The organism is Pseudomonas fitomaticsae, from assembly GCF_021018765.1.
Taxonomy (GTDB): domain Bacteria; phylum Pseudomonadota; class Gammaproteobacteria; order Pseudomonadales; family Pseudomonadaceae; genus Aquipseudomonas; species Aquipseudomonas fitomaticsae.
On the sequence record NZ_CP075567.1, the window covers coordinates 6,086,213 to 6,109,135 of the forward strand.

21 protein-coding genes are annotated in these 22,923 nt (G+C 55.3%); 15 read left to right on the plus strand and 6 right to left on the minus strand.

The genetic code is table 11. The features are described from left to right. Positions 1–5 precede the first annotated feature (5 nt). The 3 genes from KJY40_RS27675 (at position 6) to KJY40_RS27685 (ending at position 1,528) form a co-directional block, all read left to right on the plus strand. Entirely contained in the window at positions 6–248 is a 243-nt protein-coding gene (locus KJY40_RS27675; protein ID WP_230733862.1) for a TraK family protein, read from the plus strand. Between the two features lie 328 nt (positions 249–576). After that, entirely contained in the window at positions 577–951 is a 375-nt protein-coding gene (gene traJ / locus KJY40_RS27680) for a conjugal transfer transcriptional regulator TraJ (protein ID WP_230733863.1), read from the plus strand. A 385-nt stretch (positions 952–1,336) separates the two neighbouring features. Then, positions 1,337–1,528: a hypothetical protein gene (locus KJY40_RS27685; protein WP_230733864.1), complete on the plus strand. Its 192-nt coding sequence runs from the start codon at positions 1,337–1,339 to the stop codon at positions 1,526–1,528. Positions 1,529–1,844: 316 nt separating this feature from the next. On the opposite strand, the gene KJY40_RS27690 is transcribed toward KJY40_RS27685, so the two are convergent. From KJY40_RS27690 to KJY40_RS27705, 4 genes are all read right to left on the minus strand, one after another. Next, the gene (locus KJY40_RS27690; protein WP_230733866.1) at positions 1,845–2,216 is read right to left on the minus strand and encodes a type II toxin-antitoxin system RnlB family antitoxin; all 372 of its coding nucleotides are present in this window, start codon (positions 2,214–2,216) and stop codon (positions 1,845–1,847) included. Continuing rightward, the gene (locus KJY40_RS27695; RefSeq protein WP_230733868.1) at positions 2,213–3,250 is read right to left on the minus strand and encodes a type II toxin-antitoxin system RnlA family toxin; all 1,038 of its coding nucleotides are present in this window, start codon (positions 3,248–3,250) and stop codon (positions 2,213–2,215) included. The genes KJY40_RS27690 and KJY40_RS27695 overlap by 4 nt, the downstream gene beginning before the upstream one ends. Positions 3,251–3,818: 568 nt before the next feature. Beyond that, on the minus strand, positions 3,819–6,866 hold the full coding sequence (locus KJY40_RS27700) for a DEAD/DEAH box helicase (RefSeq protein WP_230733869.1): 3,048 nt from the start codon (positions 6,864–6,866) through the stop codon (positions 3,819–3,821). A 4-nt stretch (positions 6,867–6,870) separates the two neighbouring features. Continuing rightward, positions 6,871–7,734 (minus strand): Hachiman antiphage defense system protein HamA, encoded by an 864-nt coding sequence (locus tag KJY40_RS27705; protein ID WP_230733870.1) that lies wholly within the window; start codon positions 7,732–7,734, stop codon positions 6,871–6,873. A gap of 387 nt (positions 7,735–8,121) precedes the next feature. Here KJY40_RS27705 and KJY40_RS27710 point away from each other — a divergent pair, with 387 nt between their 5' ends. The 11 genes from KJY40_RS27710 to KJY40_RS27760 all read left to right on the plus strand — a co-directional run bounded on the left by KJY40_RS27710 (position 8,122) and on the right by KJY40_RS27760 (position 19,949). After that, positions 8,122–8,898, plus strand: a complete 777-nt coding sequence (locus tag KJY40_RS27710) for a PBECR2 nuclease fold domain-containing protein (protein ID WP_230733871.1) — start codon at positions 8,122–8,124, stop codon at positions 8,896–8,898. Positions 8,899–9,192: 294 nt separating this feature from the next. Beyond that, positions 9,193–9,654, plus strand: coding sequence for an Lrp/AsnC family transcriptional regulator (locus KJY40_RS27715; protein WP_007959884.1), 462 nt, complete (start codon positions 9,193–9,195; stop codon positions 9,652–9,654). Positions 9,655–9,800: 146 nt separating this feature from the next. Beyond that, positions 9,801–11,483 carry a flavin monoamine oxidase family protein gene (locus KJY40_RS27720; RefSeq protein WP_230733872.1) on the plus strand — a complete coding sequence of 561 codons (1,683 nt, stop codon included), beginning with the start codon at positions 9,801–9,803 and terminating at the stop codon, positions 11,481–11,483. Between the two features lie 12 nt (positions 11,484–11,495). Continuing rightward, positions 11,496–12,290 carry a carbon-nitrogen hydrolase family protein gene (locus tag KJY40_RS27725; RefSeq protein ID WP_230733873.1) on the plus strand — a complete coding sequence of 265 codons (795 nt, stop codon included), beginning with the start codon at positions 11,496–11,498 and terminating at the stop codon, positions 12,288–12,290. A gap of 38 nt (positions 12,291–12,328) precedes the next feature. Beyond that, positions 12,329–14,755, plus strand: coding sequence for a pyrroloquinoline quinone biosynthesis protein PqqF (gene pqqF / locus KJY40_RS27730; protein ID WP_230733874.1), 2,427 nt, complete (start codon positions 12,329–12,331; stop codon positions 14,753–14,755). Positions 14,756–14,914: 159 nt separating this feature from the next. After that, the gene (gene pqqA, locus KJY40_RS27735) at positions 14,915–14,989 is read left to right on the plus strand and encodes a pyrroloquinoline quinone precursor peptide PqqA (RefSeq protein WP_003444522.1); all 75 of its coding nucleotides are present in this window, start codon (positions 14,915–14,917) and stop codon (positions 14,987–14,989) included. A gap of 84 nt (positions 14,990–15,073) precedes the next feature. Continuing rightward, positions 15,074–15,985, plus strand: coding sequence for a pyrroloquinoline quinone biosynthesis protein PqqB (gene pqqB / locus KJY40_RS27740; protein ID WP_007959878.1), 912 nt, complete (start codon positions 15,074–15,076; stop codon positions 15,983–15,985). A 21-nt stretch (positions 15,986–16,006) separates the two neighbouring features. Further along, the gene (gene pqqC, locus KJY40_RS27745) at positions 16,007–16,759 is read left to right on the plus strand and encodes a pyrroloquinoline-quinone synthase PqqC (RefSeq protein WP_230733876.1); all 753 of its coding nucleotides are present in this window, start codon (positions 16,007–16,009) and stop codon (positions 16,757–16,759) included. After that, positions 16,756–17,031 (plus strand): pyrroloquinoline quinone biosynthesis peptide chaperone PqqD, encoded by a 276-nt coding sequence (gene pqqD / locus KJY40_RS27750; protein ID WP_007959876.1) that lies wholly within the window; start codon positions 16,756–16,758, stop codon positions 17,029–17,031. Before pqqC ends, pqqD begins: the two co-directional genes overlap by 4 nt. Beyond that, positions 17,003–18,175 (plus strand): pyrroloquinoline quinone biosynthesis protein PqqE, encoded by a 1,173-nt coding sequence (pqqE, locus tag KJY40_RS27755; RefSeq protein ID WP_230733878.1) that lies wholly within the window; start codon positions 17,003–17,005, stop codon positions 18,173–18,175. Before pqqD ends, pqqE begins: the two co-directional genes overlap by 29 nt. After that, entirely contained in the window at positions 18,141–19,949 is a 1,809-nt protein-coding gene (locus tag KJY40_RS27760) for a S9 family peptidase (RefSeq protein ID WP_230733879.1), read from the plus strand. The genes pqqE and KJY40_RS27760 overlap by 35 nt, the downstream gene beginning before the upstream one ends. Before the next feature lie 3 nt (positions 19,950–19,952). On the opposite strand, the gene KJY40_RS27765 is transcribed toward KJY40_RS27760, so the two are convergent. Both KJY40_RS27765 and KJY40_RS27770 read right to left on the minus strand, forming a co-directional pair. Continuing rightward, the gene (locus tag KJY40_RS27765) at positions 19,953–20,111 is read right to left on the minus strand and encodes a YqaE/Pmp3 family membrane protein (protein WP_003228885.1); all 159 of its coding nucleotides are present in this window, start codon (positions 20,109–20,111) and stop codon (positions 19,953–19,955) included. 206 nt (positions 20,112–20,317) lie between these two features. Continuing rightward, positions 20,318–21,601: an aspartate aminotransferase family protein gene (locus tag KJY40_RS27770; protein WP_230733880.1), complete on the minus strand. Its 1,284-nt coding sequence runs from the start codon at positions 21,599–21,601 to the stop codon at positions 20,318–20,320. A gap of 169 nt (positions 21,602–21,770) precedes the next feature. Between KJY40_RS27770 and KJY40_RS27775 the strand changes: the two genes are divergently transcribed. Next, on the plus strand, positions 21,771–22,700 hold the full coding sequence (locus KJY40_RS27775; protein ID WP_230733881.1) for a LysR family transcriptional regulator: 930 nt from the start codon (positions 21,771–21,773) through the stop codon (positions 22,698–22,700). Positions 22,701–22,923 lie beyond the last annotated feature (223 nt).

The following is a 22,923-nucleotide window of genomic DNA, read 5'->3' on the forward strand; positions in this document are numbered from 1 at the left end:
ATGCAATGAAACCACTGACTCTCAGAATCGCAGAGCGTGTGATTCAACGCGCTGACCCAACAAGTCCATTGGCTCACCGCGCAGTTATGGTCATCCATCGATCCGATATACAAGATGCAGTTCAACAAGGTTGCTCACTGCTGAGCATTTGGAAAACACTCAGCGAAGAGGGTGCTGTCAATTTCGGCTACCAGGCATTTCGACGCTATGCTCGTGTTCTCACCATAGCCGATAGCAAACAGCGCTAAACAGATCAACCAGGCTATCAGCAACCGAACATTTAGCGTTGCTGTGGCGATCAATAACATTTGATCGTTGTTTCTCCGAACAATACCGTTGCTCTGACGATCAATTTTTTTCTGATCGGTAAAACAACGCTTTAGCTCGATCTAAGTAATCAACGCTGTTCGGCAAAACAACGCAAAGCTCTAGGGCAAGACAGGTGATGTTAGCCAACCGACAAGTCGGTCAGCTAACTTCACTATCGCGTATTCGCGCCTGCGGCACTCAATGCTGTCTTGCTCTGCGAGGCAGGTCGCTACCGCGACTCTATGAACACCAAACGGAGGTTAACTAGTGAGCTCCAATAAACGGCAGGAATATACCCGAAAACACGGAAAGCACCTTCGCGTACCGGTCTTACCGAGCGAGGAACAAATAATCAAAGAGAATGCAGCCAATGTGAGCCTGACAGTGGCAGAATATTTACGGCGACTGAGCCTGGGTGATGTGGTCAAAAGTACGCTCGACTCCAAATACGTATTGCAACTCGTAAAGGTAAACGCCGATCAGGGCCGACTTGGTGGGCTACTAAAACTGTGGCTAACCGATGACCCCAAGATGGCCATCTGTGGCAAGGCTTGGACGCCGGGTGTAGTGCGAGCTCTTCTAAAGCGAATCGAGGCCAACCAAGAAGAAATGCTCCGACTGGTCCAGGCGCTGAAATTTTAGCGGCTAAAAAATCCATACGTCACTTTTCCTTTTGGAGTCCAGATGATCATGCGGAATGCCACGAACCATACGGAGAATGAGCTGGCTAATCGTCGCCCTGCCCTTTCATGTCATACATGCCGGAATTCCAGTGATCGACGGCGCCAATACAAGTCAAGCGCCCATTAGCGCCTACGGCAGGGTGTAGGTTAACGACAGCGATTGATGAAAACAGCAAAAGATCGCAACCTGGCGACAACCCTGTGTTCGAGGACAATAATTTGAGCCCGCGCTCCGATGAGATTTCGAATTTCGTTAACAACAATCCAACTCCGGACTAGGCTCGACTGATGCCGTCGCCGCGAAACTGCGCGGCCTTTCTTAGCAACGATAGAGGAGCAGAAGCATGGAGAATCCCACCATTCCAACTGAACCGCGATTCATTGATCAGAACAACGTCAGCGATATTTTGCCAACCTTTACCACCCGAACGACCCTTCGATCTATTCTGCAAGGGATAGGGGTAAATACCCTTTCAGAGCTTGAAGCCCGCCCTGCTACCTCACCACCCACCCCCATCGTCCCGCCCGATATGTGAGAGGCTGAGTAGTCACACTGGCATGAGTCATGAGTAGCTACGACGTACTAAAACCGGTGTCGCAAGATGAATATGGGGCCGCGCGAGAGAATTGGAATTAACGGCACAAAAAAATAGATATCTCAATGTAGTGAGGCACCAGCGAAGTGCATTTCGTATATTTTATTAGAATATTCTAAAATTGCATTCTAATGTAGTTTTAGCTAGTGACTTTGACTAGATAGGTGCTAGATGTATCAAGCATCTAGTAGGAAGAGATAGGGTGAGCTACAGGATGAGGGGGGATAATTCGTAGAAAAAGCTATGCTGGAATTTGTTAGAGCGGGATTCCTTCTCTTATCGCATATTTCATAGCAGTTGATAATAGCGTGTGGTTTATTTCTTTTGCGTGGGTCTTTAAGTGTGGCGCTGAAAGCTGGGAGTAGATGGAGTAGGAATTTTGCTCGGACTTAAAATCTTTATCAATGAATGTTCTGCCATTGAAAAATGCAGAAAAAAACCTATTTCTATTATTGCCATGGCTGACGAGAAGGTCGAATACAACTAATCCACGAATATTTGATTCGGTCAGCTTTTTTTCGACATCATGTAAGTGCTCAAATGGGCTCTCTATATCAGCGGCAAGGACAAGCGCCGATATCTCATTACTACCACTTGGGTGACCTTCGATCCAGAAAACATTTTTCATGATGAAAGTCTCCTGCAGCCGGTTTCGATAAGCTCGTAAACTCTATTGCAAATACTGCGAGCATTTTCGAATGAGATAGTTCTGGTGGCGGCGAGCACAGTGCTCATATGGAACGTCCCGTGGCGCTCTGCGTGCCAATAAGTGTAGCACTCCCCAGCTACCGTTGCCGTAACCTCACCGCAAACCTTCACGTGCAAGGCCGTCAAACCATACGTTCCGTCTGGCCTTTTTTCAAAGTACTCTCCCATCTTTGAGGAATTTTCCGGCTTGAAGTTCCTTGAAAGGACCTCAAAAAGGTAGCCTTCCAGAGCGCGGAGTGCCGGGAATGAGATAGCGCTGTAATCCTCAAGTTCAATCTCAATTTTGCTAAGGGCTAAGGAGCATGCCAATTGCTTTCTAATCTGCTCATGAATTGAGTCGTGGGACACTGGAATTCTATCTAGAAGCTCGGCACTAACTTGCTCTTTCGTAACAGGTATATTGAACGTTTCGATCTGTTTGGTCAGCAGATCTTGAATGCTTAATACATTACAAAGAAAGTCATTAATTAGAATCGCTGTACTTAAGTATCGGCCCTGAAATTGGACGGATTTGTTGTTGAATTTCTTAACCCTAATTTTATCTCCGAGCTCGCCAGTCAAAGAGAAAACTTTGCAGTGGGCTTCCTCGTTCAGCTCTTCAATGTTAACTTTTTCGGATTCTAAAAATCTGAACAGGCTCGCAAGTTGCCCATCTTCCAGTTTTGTCGTAAATTCAAGTCTTATTTGATTGCTGATGCAGCACTCCTTTTTGACGGCATCAGCAAATATATCAAAATGGGCAGTCAGGCCTGCAGATTTTCCAATGGTATATAGCCCACCAATCTTTGGAAAAAATTTTAGCATCGTACGTTCATTTTCAAATAAGAAGCTGAATTTCAGTTCGCGTGCATTCTGGTCATCAAATACAATTTCTGTGGCCCCAGCGGTCAGCAGGCACCCTTCGACCTTCGTCATGTTCAAATGAAGGTCTTGATAGGGGTTCTTGCTGGCCATCAGTTCGTCCTTGGCTCGATGATTTCGAGCGGTTGAATTTGCAAAGTTGTCGATTATCTGTTTTGTGACCTGATGGCGCAATGCCTTCGGTCGGAGGGCTGCCCCAACCCCAGCGATTGAGCTCGCTGGTAGTGGTTCGGTTGGGCTCAGCCTAGACCCATTTTCCGGGGAACAGCCAGCCGTTCGGGCGCCGCCCCCTCGGCGAAGCCCAATAGGTAGAGAACCTTTCCAACAGGCTGTGCATCTTGCTGCGGATCCAAGGTGTTCTTCTGCCACGGCTTCCGTATCCGAGGGGTCAACTCTTTCGGTCAAGGAAGAGTTCTCGCCTAGAAAGCCTGTCAATGTGGCTGTGAGTAGCCTTGAACAGCGTCAATCCTTACCGCGATGATTGACGCTCAATGTGTGTCAAGGGTGTTTGACTGAGGGCAACGAGAATCCTTGCTTGCGTGGTATCAATGTATAGAACGCGATCGCGATAGCTTACACACACTACCGGCATTCGCGTCACCGATCTGGCCTGATAGGAGTTGCAGACGTGCTGTATCCCAGCGACGAAACGATTAGACCTCTACGTTTTTCCGTTAATTTTTTGCCATATACCGTAAATATCCGGATCTATACGCCGCCTGTCGTTACCACGCACAATTCGGAACAGATCTTTGGCCTCTAAACCTCTAAAAAAACCTACTACATCAGTTGTTTGTCTCTTACCCGTATTAGGCGCGCCATAGGCCGCTGCAATTCTAGTTGCATCCACTCGCTCCAGGCCAAGCCCCATCACAAGTTGTAAGGCATTAAAGTTAGGAACACCTTCAGCGGCCAGCACAGATAAATCCCTAACACCACCTTGAACCTTGATTCTTCGACGTTTCGCCTCATAGGACAACAACTCTGCCACGCCATAAAGCGCCCACGGCAGCAAATATTGAACTTTTGAATAAATCATACGAACTAGCTCGCCAAGATTTTTATTCTGCTGACGATCTCGTATTGACGTTAGTGGCTGACCCTCGACCCAGATACAAGAAACAAAAGACGTAACCCCGCCAAGTTTATCCCCTTCAAATTCAGACATGAATTTTGACACTGGCCCTAATAGGTAGCTCAGAGCATCAAATTTATAAATATGTCCACCAACTACTATCTGACCAAATTTTTCGAGACGCCAATCATCGAGCGACATTAGCCACTCATGAAGCTCTGCTTGGGCTTCAAGTGACCAACCGATACGGGCTGCAATATTCATCAATTCAGCATCAGAAGAAAATGCGGTTTGTATAACTTTCTTCTGTTGCAGACTAAAAGTATCGGCAAACACCTTGACATCCAAGCTCATCTGGTTAGATGCAAGCATGCTTGTGGATATTTCGGTAGCATTATCAGAATTCAACTTCACAAGCCCTGCAACGCTTGCATGCGTATAGCTCACACGTACGAGGTTTACTAGACCACGAATCCTTTTAGCAAGAGCTGTATTTTTACCATCAATTTTTATATTACCAAGCTTAACACTTTCTAAAATAGACTCTTGAATCTTCCCCGACTCAATAGCCTCTTTAAGCTCAGTCAAAGCCGCTCCTAAAGCTGACTGCACTGGAGGTATAGAATCCAGAGTCGTTCCGAGGTAATTTTGTAACGTAAATCCCTGCAGCTTATGCTCATAACTCTGGGGTTCAAAAAGTATGCAGTGTCCTTCAGAGTCAACTCCAAACCTCCCAGCTCGGCCCGCAATATTCCAAAGAGAGCGCGGAGTGATCTGGTAATTTTTTGAAACTAGCGATTCTACCAGTACGGTTGCAAAGGGAAAATTAACCCCCTCCGCCAAGGTTGTAGTAGCACATACAATATCAATTTTTTTTGCAGATATTATATCTTCTAGAGATATACGCACACTCGGCGGAAGTTGAGCATGATGATAAGCCACCTTCCTCTTTATATGATTTCTTAGTGATGATTCCGGGTATAACTCTCTTTCGATCTTAGCATCTAATCTTTCTATATCTTCCCCGCCGTCATACTCGCTATAATTCACGAGTTTAGATCTCATTTGGAAAATACGCTCAGCGAGATCTTCACACAATCTCACAGTTGTACAAAGGACTAGGACAATTCCTGACGTCGAAAGATTCATCGCCAAGCGAGCCAATCTACTAAGGCGATCATCACACTCAGTTACTGCTAAAGGCGTTGGCTCTACACCTTCGAATTTCAAAACCCCCTCGCCAGATATGAACTCGAACCTTCCTAGTCTTAGCCGGTTGGTTCTCCAATCCACCTTTACCGACGAGGAGTTCTCACCAACACTAAGCCATGATACTAAATCAGATATATTTGGGGCTACTGCAGAGAGCTGAATGACTCTTGCATCTGTAGATACTAGCTGTCTAATCCGCCACAAATAAAATTCTAATAGAATCCCTCTGGACCCCTGCTCAATATGATGCGCCTCATCTACCAAAACAAGTGCAATATTTTTTACGAACTCTTGGTCCACCCTAAGTAGCAGATCGGCCCTTTCAGGAGTAAATACTAGAACCTGCACCTCAGATTCATCGGACGTAGACAATTGCTCATGAACTGTTAGATGAGCTCCCAATTCTCTGACTTTTATACCTACCCGCCCAAGTGAATCCGCCAAATCTCTAGAAACTTGATGAACGAGAGCGCGACTAGGAGAAATATACACAACTTTCTTATTTGGCTGTGACTTAATGGCAGACGCAATCAAAACTTTAGCTAACGAGGTTTTACCTGTCCCAGTCGGCGCAGCCAGGCCGTAGCTAATAATATTCTCCGCTAGAAGACCTTCTTCAATGGCTTGTTTTTGAACCGGCCAAAATTCAAGAGGCACACCTAATGCGTTGATTTGAGAGCGATCTAAACCTGAATATTTTTCTAAGATCGCTAGGCTAGAATACTCACGCCTTTGATCCAACACCTTAGAAATAGCGATGAAATCATCACCAGCGAGATCTAGTCGATAACTACCCGCCTGATTACTAAGCTCGCGAAAAACAGAGTGAACCTGATCAGATTTTTCTTTTCCAAACTGGAGATTCTCACCTTGTTGGAAAAGCGCCTCTGCTATTGCTGTGTGTACCAGCCTATTAATATCACCTGGTACTTCTACCTCTGGTATTAATATCTCATCCTGAACAGATGGAGAAGCCGAAGCATCTTTTAAACTCCCCCAAAAACTTTCTCGACGTCGCAAGAAAAAGTCTTGCACACGATTATCGAAAGCTGAGTCCCTAGCGACCTTCGCAGATGCACCAGGCAGACCAGCCATATCATATAACAAAGCGGCCTTTAGAAAATGTCTGCCTTGGGCTACAGAATCGGACGTATTAGCTGACTGAATTCCGAATCCTGCTTCGATATCACCAGCAGCCACACATAAAGCTCGCTCCAATCCAGACTTAGAATCGATCCATGCAGGGGCACTGGCTAAAACAGCTTGGCTAAATCGCAGAAGATTTCGTTTCGCTAGGACTTGGTCGCTGTTTAGGTAAGGCTTCCCCAGCCTCTCATCCAGTATTTTGCGCTGGAGTTCAGAATAACCAGAAACAAACCATTCTGCGTCCATGCAAGGGCTGAGTTCATCTGCTTCAAACATAATATTAATTTCCCGCTATTGCGTCCATGACGGTCTTTCCATAATGATACGACTCACGAGCAAGCGCAGCCAGATCATCTACAACGATTGCTGAAAACTCAAACGGATATGCAATTACTGAACTCACAATAAAGTCATCATCCGCACAATGCACTGTCGATGAGTTGACCACCGCGACACCAAGAAAAGAGCACTTCATAGGCCCAGGGGGAATTAAGTCTTTCTTTATTTGACGGGCTTCTTTTTCGGAAAACGATGCAGACAAATTATCTCTGATTTTAGCAAAATCAAACCGCTCATCTTCCTTGCCGTATCCATCTATCGACTCCAGCATTTGCTTGAGAATGCCGTGCCTATGCCCTGAGAATTTGGTTTTATCAGTTGGGAGTATGCTACTTTTTGCCTCCACTAACAAATATTCAAACTCAACACCATCTGTTTTGACAAAAAAACCGTCCATTTTATGAACATTAGTATTTTCAGATGATGTCAAAGTAAGCTTACTATATAGTTTTCTATACCCAAGAACTTCCTCTAGGTATATAGATGACAATATCTCTCCACAATGACTATTTTGAAATTTTGGTGTAGTAGGGGCTTGTGCGAACAGCGACCATACCATTTCCAAGGCGTCATGCTCTGCGCCGAAATCTTCGCCAATTTTTTCTGGGGAACGGTAGTGATAGGGTAATTTACCACCTATATACCTTGAAAGTTTTCTACCATTGTAGTCCGATTTTAAAAATGTACGCCGCCCCGCTCTTACCTTTTGTATAGTCAAGCACGAGGATTCGATATCAACGGTACCATCGACATACAGATTTAGATCAAGTGGCAAAACACTCTCCTTGTTGTCAGTAATTTCCACCATCGACCCCAGCGTGAGGGGTCGTTTGGAGCACCAGGCTGAGGTACAGCTCATGTCCTTTGAGGCAGGCGCTGACCAAGCGAAATTTACCGCACTGATGGCACTTTGACGCAAATTTAGCATAAGGTGACGCCAGTTGGAGACACAGTAAACCAGCGGAGCAATGATTTTGGATTCTGCCGGCGCTTCCTCTCCGAAGCAGTACAGCCACGGTACAGTACCCAGCTTGGGTAACCTTCTCAAAATTACGCTCAAACCCCTGTATTACCTGGCCTCCAGCTATGCTAACGTACATCCAGCTTTGAGTGATTTCGCTAGGCATACTGCCTAGCTCTGCAACTCATAATCCTTTGGTCCACGGTTCAAGTCCGTGTGGGCCCACCAAACATGAAAAAGCCGCGCACTCGCGCGGCTTTTTTTCGCCTGTCGTTTGGTGTTTTACGTTCTTCACAAGCGCAACGTTCGGAAGACTACCGCAAGGTCTGTAGGTTATTTCCCAAGCTGTGTTTTCACTCGGTTTTCGGCCTTGCTGGCCTTTTCTCCGAACGAGTAATCTCCGGGCGCCGCTGTCCGCCAAGGATTACTTTCATGCTCGTGAATGCTGCGCCACTGATAAAAGAATCTAGTGGCCAACAAACATGGATCGACTTAGCTTTGCCCGACCTGCGTACGCTGGCCAGGGAGCTTCGCTCAGCAGCAATTGATGAAGTGAAAAGGGCAGACGATGCGCAAGGAGCCCTCAGAATTCTCCTGGCTCACTTCGGATTCATCGATGAGGCGTTGCTCGCAGTCACCTTCCTCACCCCGATCGGAAACGTTGCGGTCATGAGGGACAAGCTCGCCCACATCGTCGAAAAACGCGCTGACTCACGAGAGCGCTACGTCCGGCATGCGATTGATACGCTGACGGGGCCGTTTGAAATATGGAGAGTGCTGTACGACAACGGCGGATACCGCATGGCCTTCATCAATGCCTACGAGGCAAAGAATGACATGCTCGTGGTGGTAGATGTCAGGCACGGACACGTCCTGTGGAACTTCATGCATGCCCCGGCTAGAGCGATGAACAAGCACCGCCAGGGCGAGCCTCTCTACAAGAGATACGTTCTTCAGGACAAACAAAAAGGGGAGCCTGTTGGCTCCCCTCGAATATTTGAATCCTGATATTGGCATCCTCAGGAAATGGGATGAAGAGGTCTCACCTTACACCGATGTTGCAGCATCGCTGAGGTACCTACGTCTGCTGAAGCCCTGCAAGGCAGCAGATTTCGCGCTCTTGAGGCCATTTTTGATAAAGGCAGCAGGCAAGTCAAATCATTTGTCTGTTCTTTTGTTTCAGCAAAATCCCCCGATCCGGTGACTGCCTAATCCCCCGCCACTCAATCAGCGCTTACAAGCGCCTCGCGTGACGAGCCTGTAACATGCAGCCCCATTGATCCATACCGCTGGAGCCTGCCCTTGCCCGACATCCGCCCACCCGTGCTCGATGAAATCGACCGCCAGCTGATCGCTGCCCTGCAAATCAATGCCCGCGAGAGCGTGGCGATGCTGGCCCGACAATTGGGGATTGCTCGCACGACCGTGACTTCGCGACTGGCGCGGCTGGAAAAGGCCAAGGTCATCACCGGTTATGGTGTGCGCCTCGGCCAACGCGTGGTGGATGGTGGTTTGCAGGCGTATGTCGGGATCAAGGTGCAGCCGCGCTCTGGTAAAGAAGTGTTGCGGCGGTTGAGCGCAATGGCTCAGGTGCAGCAATTGTGCGCGGTGAGTGGCGAATTTGATTACGTAGCGTGGTTGCGAACCGATTCACCGGAGCAGCTTGATCAGCTTCTGGATCAGATCGGCAGCGTAGACGGTGTAGAGAAAACCACGACCTCGATCATCCTCAGCAGCAAGATTGATCGCGGGCATCCAGTCTGACCAATCAGATCGTCATATTGCAGTACATGCACTCAAAACGACGACACATTGCGTCTTATTAACGTGTTCTACGCTCCCTAGAATGGCTGGCATCTTTTCCTATACTCAGACGCGCCTCCAGCGTCGGGTCGCCAGCAAGGTCAGCCATGAACAAGAACAATCGCCATCCTGCAGACGGTAAGAAACCGATCACCATTTTCGGCCCGGACTTTCCTTTCGCCTTCGACGACTGGATCGAACACCCCGCCGGTCTGGGGAGCATTCCCGAGCACAACCACGGTGCCGAAGTGGCAATCGTCGGGGCCGGTATCGCCGGCCTGGTGGCGGCGTATGAGCTGATGAAACTCGGCTTGAAACCCGTCGTGTATGAGGCCTCGAAGCTTGGCGGCCGTCTGCGCTCCCAAGCGTTCAACGGCACTGACGGGATCGTCGCCGAGCTCGGCGGCATGCGCTTCCCGGTGTCCTCCACCGCGTTCTATCACTATGTCGACAAGCTCGGCCTGGAAACCAAGCCCTTCCCCAACCCGCTGACGCCGGCTTCCGGCAGCACCGTGATCGACCTGGAAGGCAAAACCCATTACGCACAAAGCCTGAAGGATCTTCCTGCACTGTTCCAGGAAGTGGCTGACGCCTGGGCCGACGCTCTGGAGGCCGGTTCGCAGTTCTCCGATATCCAGCAAGCGATTCGCGACCGCGACGTGCCACGCCTCAAGGAGTTATGGAACACCCTCGTACCGCTGTGGGACGACCGCACGTTCTACGACTTCGTCGCCACCTCGAAAGCCTTCGCCAAGCTATCGTTCCACCACCGCGAGGTGTTCGGTCAGGTCGGTTTCGGCACCGGCGGCTGGGACTCGGACTTCCCCAACTCGATGCTGGAAATCTTCCGCGTGGTGATGACCAACTGCGACGATCACCAGCACCTGGTGGTCGGCGGTGTGGAACAAGTGCCACAAGGCATCTGGCGTCATGCACCGGAGCGCTGCGTCCACTGGCCACAAGGCACCAGCCTGAAATCGCTGCACCACGGCGCACCGCGCTCCGGGGTGAAGAAAATCGCCCATGCACCTGACGGACGTTTCGCGGTCACCGACAACAACGGCGACACCCGCGAATACGCTGCCGTACTGACCACCTGCCAGAGCTGGCTGCTGACCACCCAGATCGAATGCGACGAAAGCCTGTTCTCGCAAAAGATGTGGATGGCGCTGGACCGTACTCGCTACATGCAATCGTCGAAGACCTTCGTGATGGTCGACCGCCCGTTCTGGAAGGACAAGGACCCGGAAACCGGCCGCGACCTGATGAGCATGACCCTCACCGATCGCCTGACCCGTGGCACTTACCTGTTCGACAACGGCGACGACAAACCGGGCGTGATCTGCCTGTCTTACTCGTGGATGAGCGACGCGCTAAAGATGCTCCCGCACCCGGTGGAAAAACGCGTGAAACTGGCGCTGGATGCGCTGAAGAAGATCTACCCGAAAGTCGACATCGCGGCGCGGATCATCGGAGATCCGATCACCGTGTCGTGGGAAGCCGACCCGCACTTCCTCGGCGCGTTCAAGGGTGCCCTGCCCGGCCACTATCGCTACAACCAGCGCATGTACGCGCACTTCATGCAGGACGACATGCCGCCGGAGCAGCGCGGGATTTTCATTGCCGGCGACGACGTATCGTGGACACCAGCGTGGGTCGAAGGCGCAGTACAGACCTCGCTCAACGCGGTGTGGGGAATCATGAAGCACTTCGGCGGGTCCACACATAAAGAGAACCCCGGCCCGGGTGATGTGTTCAACGACATCGGCCCGATCGCCCTGCCCGAGTAAGAGGAATCCCTGATGCGTGTAGCCCTTTACCAATGTCCACCGCTGCCACTGGAACCTGCTGCCAACCTCCAGCGCCTGCAACAACTGGCGATGGAGGCCAAAGGCGCCGACCTGCTGGTGGTGCCGGAGATGTTCCTGACCGGTTACAACATCGGCAAGGAGGCGGTCGCGACATTGGCCGAGGTCTACAACGGTGAGTGGGCGCAGCAAGTAGGACGAATCGCCAAGGCTGCCGGTCTGGCGATTCTCTACGGTTACCCTGAGCGCACCGCCGAAGGTCAGATCTACAACGCCGTGCAGTTGATCGATTCGAACGGTGAACGCCTGTGCAATTACCGCAAGACGCATCTGTTCGGCGATCTGGATCGTTCGATGTTCAGCCCCGGCGATGGCGAGTTTCCCATCGTCGAACTCAACGGCTGGAAGCTCGGTTTCCTGATCTGCTACGACCTGGAGTTCCCGGAAAACGCCCGACGCCTGGCCCTGGAAGGCGCCGAGCTGATTCTGGTGCCGACCGCGAACATGATTCCTTTCGATTTCATTGCCGATGTTTCCGTACGCTCCCGGGCCTTCGAAAACCAGTGCTACGTGGCTTACGCCAATTATTGCGGCCACGAAGACGACATTCATTACTGCGGGCAAAGCAGCATTGCGGCGCCGGATGGCAGCCGCATCGCCCAGGCCGGACTGGACGAAGCACTAATCGTCGGTGAGCTGGATCGCCAGTTGATGGTCGACTCCCGCAGCGCCAACCGCTACTTCAACGACCGCCGCCCCGAACTTTACGACGCGCTCAACAAGCGCTAATCCGCTAGCATTGGCACTTCACTGTTCTGGAAGTGCCCATGCCTGCGCCGACTCACCCCCGCCCCCACACCGAAACCCTGGCCAACGGCTTGCGCGTGACCCTGCGTCACGTGCCAGGTCTGAAGCGCAGCGCCGCCGCGTTACGGGTGGCTGCCGGCAGTCATGACGTGCCGTTGGCGTGGCCGGGGCTGGCGCATTTCCTTGAGCATTTGCTGTTTCTCGGCACCGAGCGTTTTCCTGCACGGCAAGGGCTGATGGCCTACGTGCAAGGTCACGGCGGTCAGGTGAATGCCAGCACTCGCGAACGCACCACTGATTTCTTTTTTGAATTGCCGCCAACGTCCTTCAGCGGTGGACTGGAGCGTCTGTCAGACATGCTCGCCCATCCGCGTATGAATACGGACGATCAGTTGCGGGAACGGGAAGTGTTGCAGGCGGAGTTTGTCGCGTGGTCGCAGGATGCGGCGGCTCAGCAGAAAGAGGCGCTGTTCGAGGGATTGTCGGCCGCGCATCCTTTGCGAGGTTTCCACGCCGGGAACCGCGACAGTCTGCCGGTGGAGCAAGCAGACTTTCAACAGGCGTTGAAAGACTTCCACCAGCAGTTTTACCGCACCGGGCAAATGATCCTGAGTCTGGTCGGGCCGCAAAGTGTTGAAGAGCTGAGAACGCTGGCAGAACAGTTTGCCGCCGCGCTGACAGCTGGGGATAAAACTGCACAGGCAGCCCCCGTTTGCTTGATGGACAATCCACAGAAAAGTTATCAACAGGTCGGCGAGCGGCACGGCAATCTGTTGTTTGCGTTGGAGGATTTGCCGGAGTCGTCGGCCGAGGCACTGGCGTTTTTCTGTCACTGGTTGAACAGCGCCAAACCCGGTGGCTTGCTCGCGCATTTGCAGCAGCAGGGTCTGGCGGAAGATTTACAGGCCTCTGTGCTGTATCAATTTGCTGAGCAAGCTTTGCTGCATCTTCAATTCACGGCGGCATCCGGTTTACTTGACGCCATCCGCGCACAGTTTCTCGACTGGTTGAGCTTCTTCGCAGCGCAGCAGGACTGGCCGGTGTTGCGTCAGGAGTACGCAACGCTGCTTGAACGACAGCAGCAGGTCAGCGGCGCACTGCAACAGGCCCGACCCGACAGCGAACAACTCGAGAGCGGCATGTCCGATACGGCCGTTGCAGCGCTCAAAGTGATTCTCGGCAAAATCGGCACTGTGGATAACTTCAGCAGCCACTGGCATCTGCCCGCCGCCAATCCGTTCCTGCGCTCAGCCGAACCGCTGGCCAACGCCGGCCTCATCCGCGGCCAGACCAGCGCCCACCGTGGCCTGCGCACGTTCGCTCAGGATCGCTCGCGCAGCCGCCGCGAACGCTCGCCGATGCAATTCAGCCAGGCGTTGCCGGACAACGGCGACGAAGGTGCGGTGTATGTGCGCTGGCAGACGGAAGCGTCGGCCACGGCCGAGCTGCAAGTGAAACTGCAACGAAGTCTGCGGGACGTTTCCGATGACGCGCGTCAGGCCGGGGTCGAATTGTCCTTCAGCGCCACGGGAAATCAGTGGCTGCTGAAACTCACCGGCCTGCAGGACACGCTGCCCGTTGTGCTGGAGCACGCGCTGAAATCTCTGACACAAGTGGGCGCCGATTCCGCAAAAGGCGAACCGCAACCTGCGCTGATACCGATCCGCCAACTGCTCAAAGTACTACCCGAACAGCGCCTGCCAGCGGTAGGCGAATCCGATGACGCCGTACACCTGTGGACAACTTCCCGCTGGGACGGTCTGGCTTTGGGGCTCAACCCACAAACCCAGTCAGCCATGGGCCTGGCCCTGAGTCGCATCCCGGGCATCCCGGATAATCAAATTCCCGCACCGTCTGTCATCAACGCCGGATACCGGTGGAGTCAGATCGACAGCGCGTCCAGCGAACACGCCTTGCTGCTGTTCTGCCCGACCGCCAGCCACGAAATCGCCGACGAAGCCGCGTGGCGCCTGCTCGCCCACCTGTGCCAGACACCGTTCTACCAACGCCTGCGAGTCGAACTGCAACTGGGTTATGCGGTGTTCAGCGGCCTGCGTCAGCTACACGGCCAGACCGGCTTGCTGTTCGGCGTGCAATCGCCCACGGCCACCGTCGAGCAATTGCTCGGCCACATTCAGCAGTTTCTCGATGACCTGCCAGCCCTTGTCGAACAACTCGATGACGCCAGCCTCGCCCGGCAACGCAAGGCGCTTGCCGATCAGTTCGATGACAACGTCCTGTCCGGCAAGGACGCTGCCGAACTCCTGTGGCAGGCCCGACTCGCCGGCCACTCGTCGGATTATCTGACCCAGCTGCGCAGCGCTATCGCTCAACTGGCTCGCCCGACATTGCTGGCCGCCGCACAACGTCTGATCTGCGCCGAAGGCGGCTGGCACGGCCTGTCCAACAGCCCTTCGCCGGGCGCGCCCTGGCAAGCGGCAAAATGATCATTACCGGGGCTGCAAGGAGCTTTCTCAAAGATTCACGGGCAAACCCTCTGAAATTTTGAGTAACATAGCCACCTAACTATTTGGAACATCCCTGCGCTGCCGTGGACTATACCTATGGATAGCGCTATCTCACCCACCTGAAAAAGGAGTCACCCGATGGCTTGGACCAAACCTGCTTACACCGACCTGCGCATCGGCTTCGAAGTCACCATGTACTTCGCCAGCCGCTGAGTCCTGCCTCAAGCAGAACACTGCAGTGCAACGCCTCGGCTCGCCGGGGCGTTTTATTTTCAGCGTTGAAATGATGGAGCGTTCATGTTCGTCCAGATTCTGGGTTCGGCCGCCGGTGGCGGTTTTCCGCAGTGGAACTGCAACTGCGTCAATTGCGCCGGTTTTCGCGACGGCAGCCTGAATGCCCAGGCCCGTACCCAATCGTCCATCGCGATTTCCGATGACGGCGTGAACTGGGTGCTGTGCAACGCCTCGCCGGACATCCGCGCGCAGCTTCAGAGCTTCGCCCCGATGCAGCCGGGCCGGGCCCTGCGTGACACCGGCATCAGCGCGATCATCCTGATGGACAGCCAGATCGACCACACCACCGGTCTGCTCAGCCTGCGCGAAGGTTGCCCGCATCAAGTCTGGTGCACGGACATGGTCCACGAAGACCTGAGCACCGGTTTCCCGCTGTTCACCATGCTCAAACACTGGAACGGCGGGCTGGACTGGAACCGCATCGAACTTGACCAGAGCTTCACCGTCGCCGCGTGCCCGAACCTGCGCTTCACCCCACTGCCGTTGCGCAGCGCCGCACCGCCCTACTCGCCGCACCGCTTCGACCCGCACCCGGGCGACAACATCGGCCTGATCGTCGAAGACCTCAGCACCGGCGGCAAGCTGTTCTACGCGCCGGGCCTGGGCAAGGTCGACGCGCCGCTGCTGGAAATCATGGCCGGCAGCGACTGCGTGCTGGTGGACGGGACGATGTGGGACGACGATGAAATGCAGCGTCGTGGCGTCGGCACCCGCACCGGCCGCGAGATGGGCCATCTGGCGCAGAACGGCCCCGGCGGCATGCTCGAAGTGCTGGAACAGCTTCCCGAGCAACGCAAGGTGCTTATCCACATCAACAACACCAACCCGATTCTCGACGAAGACTCCCCGGAGCGCGCTGAACTGGTTCGGCGAAATGTTGAAGTGGCGTATGACGGCATGAGCATCGTCCTGTAACGAATCGCCCGGAGAACCGCAATGACCGACACCCCGCTGTCCCACGCCGAATTCGAAGCGGCCCTGCGCGCCAAGGGCGCCTATTACCACATTCATCACCCGTATCACGTGGCGATGTATGAAGGCCGGGCCACCCGCGAGCAAATCCAGGGCTGGGTCGCCAACCGCTTCTACTATCAGGTGAACATCCCCCTGAAAGACGCAGCGATCCTCGCCAACTGCCCGGACCGCGAGATCCGCCGCGAGTGGATTCAGCGCCTGCTCGACCACGACGGCGCCCCCGGCGAAGACGGCGGCATCGAAGCCTGGCTGCGTCTCGGGCAGGCCGTCGGGCTCGATCCGGATCAATTGCGTTCCCAGGAACTGGTGCTGCCCGGCGTGCGTTTCGCCGTCGACGCCTACGTCAACTTCGCCCGCCGCGCCAACTGGCAGGAAGCCGCCAGCAGCTCGCTGACCGAGCTGTTCGCGCCGCAGATTCACCAGTCGCGGCTCGACAGCTGGCCACAGCATTACCCGTGGATCGACCCGGCCGGCTACGAATATTTCCGCACCCGTCTCGGCCAGGCCCGACGCGATGTCGAGCATGGTCTGGCGATTACGCTGGAGCATTACAAGACCCGCGAAGGTCAGGAGCGCATGCTGGAAATTCTCCAGTTCAAACTGGACATCCTTTGGAGCATGCTCGATGCCATGAGCATGGCCTACGAACTGAACCGCCCGCCGTATCACAGCGTCACCGATCAACGGGTCTGGCATAAAGGAATCGCCTTATGAGTTTCGACCGCAGCAAGACCCCGACCTGGCGTCCCGGCTACCGCTTCCAGTACGAACCGGCCCAGAAAGGCCACGTGCTGCTGTACCCGGAAGGCATGATCAAGCTCAATGAAAGTGCCGCGCTGATCGGCGGCCTGATCGACGGTGAACGGGACGTCGCGGCGATCATCGCCGAACTCGACAGACAGTTCCCCGGCGTGCCCGAGCTCGGTGACGACATCGAGCAATTCATGGAGGTTGCCCGTGCGCAGCACTGGATCGAACTTGCCTGAGTCATCGGTGCAAGTCCCGGCCAAACCGGAAGTCGGCCTGCCGCTGTGGCTGCTCGCCGAGCTGACTTACCGCTGTCCGCTGCAATGCCCGTATTGCTCCAATCCGCTGGATTTCGCCGAGCAGGGCAAAGAGCTGAGCACCGAGCAGTGGATCAAGGTGTTCCGCGAGGCGCGGGAGATGGGCGCGGCGCAACTGGGCTTTTCCGGTGGTGAACCGCTGGTGCGACAAGACCTCGCCGAGCTGATTCGCGAAGCGCGTCAGCTGGGCTTCTACACCAACCTGATCACCTCCGGCATCGGCCTGACCGAGCAGAAGATCAGCGACTTCAAGAAAGCCGGGCTCGATCACATCCAGATCAGTTTTCAGGCCAGCGACGAGCAAGTGAACAATCTGCTCGCCGGCTCGAAAAAAGCCTTCGCACAGAAACTGGAAATGGCCCGCGCCGTGAAGGCCCACGGCTATCCGATGGTGCTGAACTTCGTCACCCATCGGCACAACATCGACAAGATCGACCGCATCATCGAGCTGTGCATTGCGCTGGAGGCCGACTTCGTCGAACTCGCCACCTGCCAGTTCTACGGCTGGGCGCAGCTCAATCGTGTAGGGCTGCTGCCGACCAAGGAACAACTGGTCCGCGCCGAACGCATCACCAACGAATACCGCGCCAAACTGGAAGCCGAAGGGCATCCGTGCAAACTGATTTTCGTCACCCCGGACTATTACGAAGAGCGCCCGAAAGCCTGCATGAACGGCTGGGGCAGTCTGTTTCTGACGGTCACTCCGGACGGCACTGCCCTGCCCTGTCATGGCGCCCGACAGCTGCCAGTACAATTTCCCAATGTGCGCGACCACAGCATGCAGCACATCTGGTACGACTCGTTCGGCTTCAACCGTTTTCGCGGCTATAACTGGATGCCCGAGCCGTGCCGCTCCTGCGACGAAAAGGAACAGGACTTCGGCGGCTGCCGCTGCCAGGCCTTCATGCTCACCGGCGATGCGAGCAATGCCGACCCGGTGTGCAGCAAGTCCGAACATCACGGCGTGATCCTCAAGGCCCGCGAAGAAGCCGAGCACGCCACCCAGACCATTGAACAACTGGCCTTTCGCAATGAACGAAACTCGCGCCTCATCGCCAAAGGCTGAGCCTTTCAGCGCCACCGCTGCGGTTGCAGCCGGCGTGGATTTCGCCGAGCTGCAACTTGGCGCCCATGGTTTGTTCTGGAATGAATATCGCCCGACGGACGCCGCCTGCCGGATCTGGCATTGGCGCGATGGCCTGGCGAAGTGTCTGACGCCTGCGGGTTTCAGCGTGCGTAGCCGGGTGTACGAATATGGCGGCGGGGCGTTTTGTCTGACGCCTGACGGGATTGTTTTCGTCAACGAGGCGGATCAGCAACTGTACCGACAGACGCTGGACGGCGAGCCCGTGGCATTGACGTCCGGGGAATGCCGATATGGTGATGTGCATTTTGCCAACGGGCAGGTGCTGGCCGTTGAAGAGAACGGTGATTGCCATCGGTTGGTGGCTGTCGATCTGGCGAATGGCGACGGCCATACGCTGGTTGAAGGCGCGGATTTTTATGCATCGCCAATCATCAGCCCGGACGGCCAACGCCTGGCGTGGATCGAGTGGAGCCGTCCGCATCAGCCGTGGACATCCACCCGACTGATGATCGCCGAGCGCTCGTCCAATGGATTGTCCGCCCCGCGTTGTGTGGCGGGTGAAGCGCTTGAAGAGTCGATCCAGCAACCGCGCTTCGATGCCAATGGCCGACTGGGTTGTCTGACCGATCGTGGCGGATATTGGCAACCGTGGGTCGAGTCGGCAAACGGCTTTCAACCATTGGCTAGCGCCGAAGCCGATCACGCACCAGCCCCATGGCAACTTGGCGGCTGCACCTGGCTGCCCACCGACGAAGGCTTTTTGGCGAGCTGGAGCGAAGGAGGTTTCGGCCACCTGGCGCTTAACGGCGAAGACTTCACCGGCGACTACAGCCGCTTCCGTCATCTGGCTGTCGATGATCAGATCATTTACTGCATTGCTGCGTCACCGATCAGCCCTTCTGCGGTGATCGCCATCGATCGCAAATCGCGTGAAGTGAATGTCCTGGCCGGCGGTGTCGCACCGCTGCCAGCCGAACGCATCAGCCGCCCGCAAACCCTGCGCTATCCCAGCGGTTCGGGTGAAGCCCACGGTTTCTTTTACCCGGCCACGAATGGCGATGCTAAACCGCCGCTGGTGGTGTTCATCCACGGCGGCCCGACGTCGGCCTGCTACCCGATGCTCGACCCGCGCATCCAATACTGGACGCAACGCGGCTTCGCCGTCGCCGACCTCAATTACCGTGGCAGCAGCGGCTATGGCCGGGAGTATCGACAGGCCCTGCATCTGAGTTGGGGCGCAGTGGATGTCGAGGATGCCTGCGCAGTGGTGGCCTATCTGGCCGAACGCGGCATGATCGACGGCGAACGTGCATTCATCCGTGGCGGCAGCGCCGGTGGTTACACCACGCTTTGTGCATTGGCGTTCCACCAGGTATTCCGCGCCGGCGCCAGCTTGTACGGCGTCAGTGACCCGGTAGCCCTCGGCCGCGCGACACACAAATTCGAAGGCGATTACCTGGACTGGCTGATCGGCAATCCCGAGCAAGACGCCGAACGCTATGCGGCCCGCACGCCGCTGCTGCACGCAGGCAACATTCGCGTGCCGGTAATTTTCTTTCAGGGCGAACTGGACGCCGTGGTCGTGCCGCAACAGACCCGCGACATGGTCACGGCCCTGGAGCGAAACGGCATCGAAGTCGAAGCGCATTACTACGCCGATGAACGCCACGGCTTCCGCCGGGCCGCCAACCAGGCCCATGCGCTGGAGCAGGAATGGCGGTTTTACCGGCGAGTAATGGGTTTGACGGACTGAAACTCAGCGCTTGGCGATGATGTACACCGCGTGCACGATCCCCGGGATATAACCGCACAATGTCAGCAGAATGTTCAGCCAGAACGCGCCGCCGAACCCGACCTGCAGAAACACACCCAGTGGCGGCAACAGAATGGCGATGATGATGCGGATAAAGTCCATGGGGCAGCTCCTGATTGGGGGTTGGCTCACCTGAGCCATACAAGCTAATCGACCTGTGCCGTTTGTCAGGGTTCAGTGCAAACCGCAATCTCGCCATCTGATTGCCATTACCCGGCCACAAAAAAACGCCCCACGCCAAAAGAATCAGGCGTGGGGCGTGCGTTATACCGCGAGACGGTTCTTGAATTCGGGTGGGAAACTTCAGTTCAGACGGCAATCCCTTTGCGGCATTGCAGCTGCGCGGTGCGTACCCGGGAGAAGGCGCGGGCCAGGCGCAGGAGCATTTCGTCGATGTTGGCCTTGCTGACGTTGAGCGCCGGGGTGAAGCGCAGACAGTTGGCTTGTGGGGCGTTGAGCAGCAAGCCTTCATGCAGCGCGGCTTTGACCACGGCTTCGGCGGAGTCTTCCGCCAGGGTCAGTCCCCAGAACAGCCCTTGCCCGCGCAACTCGCCATGTTCATAACGATGAGCCAGACGGGCGAGCCCTTCGCGCAGGTGCTGGCCGTTGTCCCGGACCTGTTCGAGGAAGGCGCGGTCCTGCACGCTGTCGAGCACCACCAGGCCGGCGGCGGTCATTAGTGCGTTGCCGTGATGAGTGCCGCCCAACTCGCCGGAGTCGAAACAGCAGGCCTTGCCTCGCGCCAGCAATGCAGCCAGCGGAACTCCACCGCCGAGGCCCTTGCCGAGCACGACGATGTCGGCGCGCACGCCGCAGGATTGTTCGGCGAGCAAGGTGCCGCAGCGGCCGATGCCGGTCTGAACCTCGTCGAGAATCAGCAGAATCCCCAGCTCACGGCAGAGGCGTTCGACACCCTTGAGGTAATGCTCGGTCGCCGGGATTACTCCGGCATCGCTCTGGATCGGTTCGAGCATGATTGCCACGGTCTGCGCATCAACAGCTGCATGCAGCGCCGGCAGGTCGTTGAACGGCACCAGATCGAAACCCGGCAGCAACGGCGCGAAGCGGTTGTGCAGGTTGCAACTGTCCGACGCCGAAATCGTCGCCAGACTACGTCCGTGACAGCCTTGTCTGGCGACAATGATCCGCGAGGCGCCGCCACGATGCAGCTGGCCCCATTTGCGCGCCAGTTTGATCGCCGCTTCACAGGCTTCACTACCACTGTTGAGCAGGTACGCCTGATCGCTGGACGTACTGGCGCACAGGCGCTCGGCGAGGCTGAGCATGCCGCGATTGTGCAGATTGAAGCCAGGATTGATTAGCGCCTGAGCCTGGTTGGCAATGGCTTTGACCAGCGCCGAAGGGCTGTGGCCGAGGCTGTTGGCGCCTCCGGCCTGGGAAAAATCCAGGTAGGCGCGGTCATTGCTGTCCCATAGCCAGGAGCCCTGGCCGCGAACGAATACCTGCTGTGGGCGCTCGACGCTGGGCATCAGACGCTCGGCATTCAAGCCATCATCGGCATCCGATTCATGGGTTTCAAAAGCCAGGTCATCGAGGCTCGGCGTCTGGCGCCGCAAACTGAACAGATTCATTGAAAAAAACCTCGAACGAGATTTTTTGAACTGCCTATGTAAACACTTTCAAAACAAACGCTGGTCATTGCGCTTTCCGGCCCTGTAAGCCTTGTGAATGCGGTTAGACTAGGCCGGTTCACGGCGTCGAGCCATTTCGATTTCCCAGCATTTTCGATAAGTGTTACTTATGGATTTCAAACAACTGCGTTATTTCGTCGCGGTCTACGAAGAAGGACATGTCGGGCGTGCCGCCGAACGACTATCGATCTCTCAACCCGCGCTGTCCCAGCAGATCCGCCATCTGGAACAGAACCTCGACGTCACTCTGTTCGAACGCAGCAGCAAACGTCTGTTGCCGACCCTCGCCGCCCACACCTTGTACAACCACGCTTTGCCACTGCTCGACGGCATGCAGCGTGCGCGAGAGGCGCTGGGCAACTTCAAGGGTCAGGCACTGCGCACATTGGCGATCGGCGTGCTGCAAACCGTGCACACCAGCCTGGTACCGCAGATGCTTGAGCGGGTGCGCAAGGCCCAGCCGCATCTGGTGGTACAGATTTATGAATTGACCGGGCTTGAGATCGAGCGGCGTTTGCTTAATGGCTCGCTGGACATCGGCATCAGCTATCTGCCGCCACGCCAGCCGGGGCTGCACGGCGTGATGCTGTACGAAGATGAACTGACGCTGGTCATCCCGGCGGATCATCCGCTGCGGGAATTCAAGAAAGTCTCGATGAGTCAGGCGGCCGAATTGCCGATGTTGTTGCTGGGTGAAGAATTCCAGATCCGTCAGATCTGGCAGGCGCAACTGGCCAGCCTCGGGCGACGCCCGCAAGTGCAGGCCGAACTGAACAATATGGTAGGGATTCTCGACAGCCTGCCGCATACCCGTCTGGCGACGGTGCTGCCCGGTCGTTCGCAAAAGGAGTACGACGATCAGGATCTGCTGTGGAAACCGTTGAGTGAGCCGCGTGTGCCATTGAAGGTCGGGCTGGTGTGTCGCGATGTGCAGCGCCAGCAGGCGCCATTGGCCTTGCTGCGAACGTTGCTGGAAGAGGTGATGCAGCGTGAGGACAAGCCGCTGAAAGGTGCGCCGCCACTGGACTCGCTGAGCTGAAAACTTTTCTGCGGGCATAAGAAAACCCCGCCGAAGCGGGGCTTTGCAGACTGTTTCCCTGACATCCATTTCACTCCGCCACCCTGGCAGAATCCTACGTGTCCGTGTTGTTGCTTTGCGCTTCCTGCGCGACGTCCATGGAAAGTAGATTAGCTCTGGATCCAATCTACGCCTATGGGAGAACAGCAGCACGTCATGTAAGAGATCGCTTACATGACGTTAC

Coding starts and splice junctions, on each gene's coding strand:
- KJY40_RS27720 (WP_230733872.1), top strand. CDS start 9,801: ATGAACAAGAACAATCGCCATCCTGCAGACGGTAAGAAACCGATCACC.
- pqqF (WP_230733874.1), top strand. CDS start 12,329: ATGCCTGCGCCGACTCACCCCCGCCCCCACACCGAAACCCTGGCCAAC.
- KJY40_RS27685 (WP_230733864.1), top strand. CDS start 1,337: ATGGAGAATCCCACCATTCCAACTGAACCGCGATTCATTGATCAGAAC.
- pqqD (WP_007959876.1), top strand. CDS start 16,756: ATGAGTTTCGACCGCAGCAAGACCCCGACCTGGCGTCCCGGCTACCGC.
- KJY40_RS27775 (WP_230733881.1), top strand. CDS start 21,771: ATGGATTTCAAACAACTGCGTTATTTCGTCGCGGTCTACGAAGAAGGA.
- KJY40_RS27690 (WP_230733866.1), bottom strand. CDS start 2,216: ATGAAAAATGTTTTCTGGATCGAAGGTCACCCAAGTGGTAGTAATGAG.
- pqqB (WP_007959878.1), top strand. CDS start 15,074: ATGTTCGTCCAGATTCTGGGTTCGGCCGCCGGTGGCGGTTTTCCGCAG.
- KJY40_RS27710 (WP_230733871.1), top strand. CDS start 8,122: ATGAAAAAGCCGCGCACTCGCGCGGCTTTTTTTCGCCTGTCGTTTGGT.
- KJY40_RS27675 (WP_230733862.1), top strand. CDS start 6: ATGAAACCACTGACTCTCAGAATCGCAGAGCGTGTGATTCAACGCGCT.
- KJY40_RS27725 (WP_230733873.1), top strand. CDS start 11,496: ATGCGTGTAGCCCTTTACCAATGTCCACCGCTGCCACTGGAACCTGCT.
- KJY40_RS27700 (WP_230733869.1), bottom strand. CDS start 6,866: ATGTTTGAAGCAGATGAACTCAGCCCTTGCATGGACGCAGAATGGTTT.
- KJY40_RS27765 (WP_003228885.1), bottom strand. CDS start 20,111: ATGGACTTTATCCGCATCATCATCGCCATTCTGTTGCCGCCACTGGGT.
- KJY40_RS27760 (WP_230733879.1), top strand. CDS start 18,141: ATGAACGAAACTCGCGCCTCATCGCCAAAGGCTGAGCCTTTCAGCGCC.
- KJY40_RS27770 (WP_230733880.1), bottom strand. CDS start 21,601: ATGAATCTGTTCAGTTTGCGGCGCCAGACGCCGAGCCTCGATGACCTG.
- pqqC (WP_230733876.1), top strand. CDS start 16,007: ATGACCGACACCCCGCTGTCCCACGCCGAATTCGAAGCGGCCCTGCGC.
- KJY40_RS27695 (WP_230733868.1), bottom strand. CDS start 3,250: ATGGCCAGCAAGAACCCCTATCAAGACCTTCATTTGAACATGACGAAG.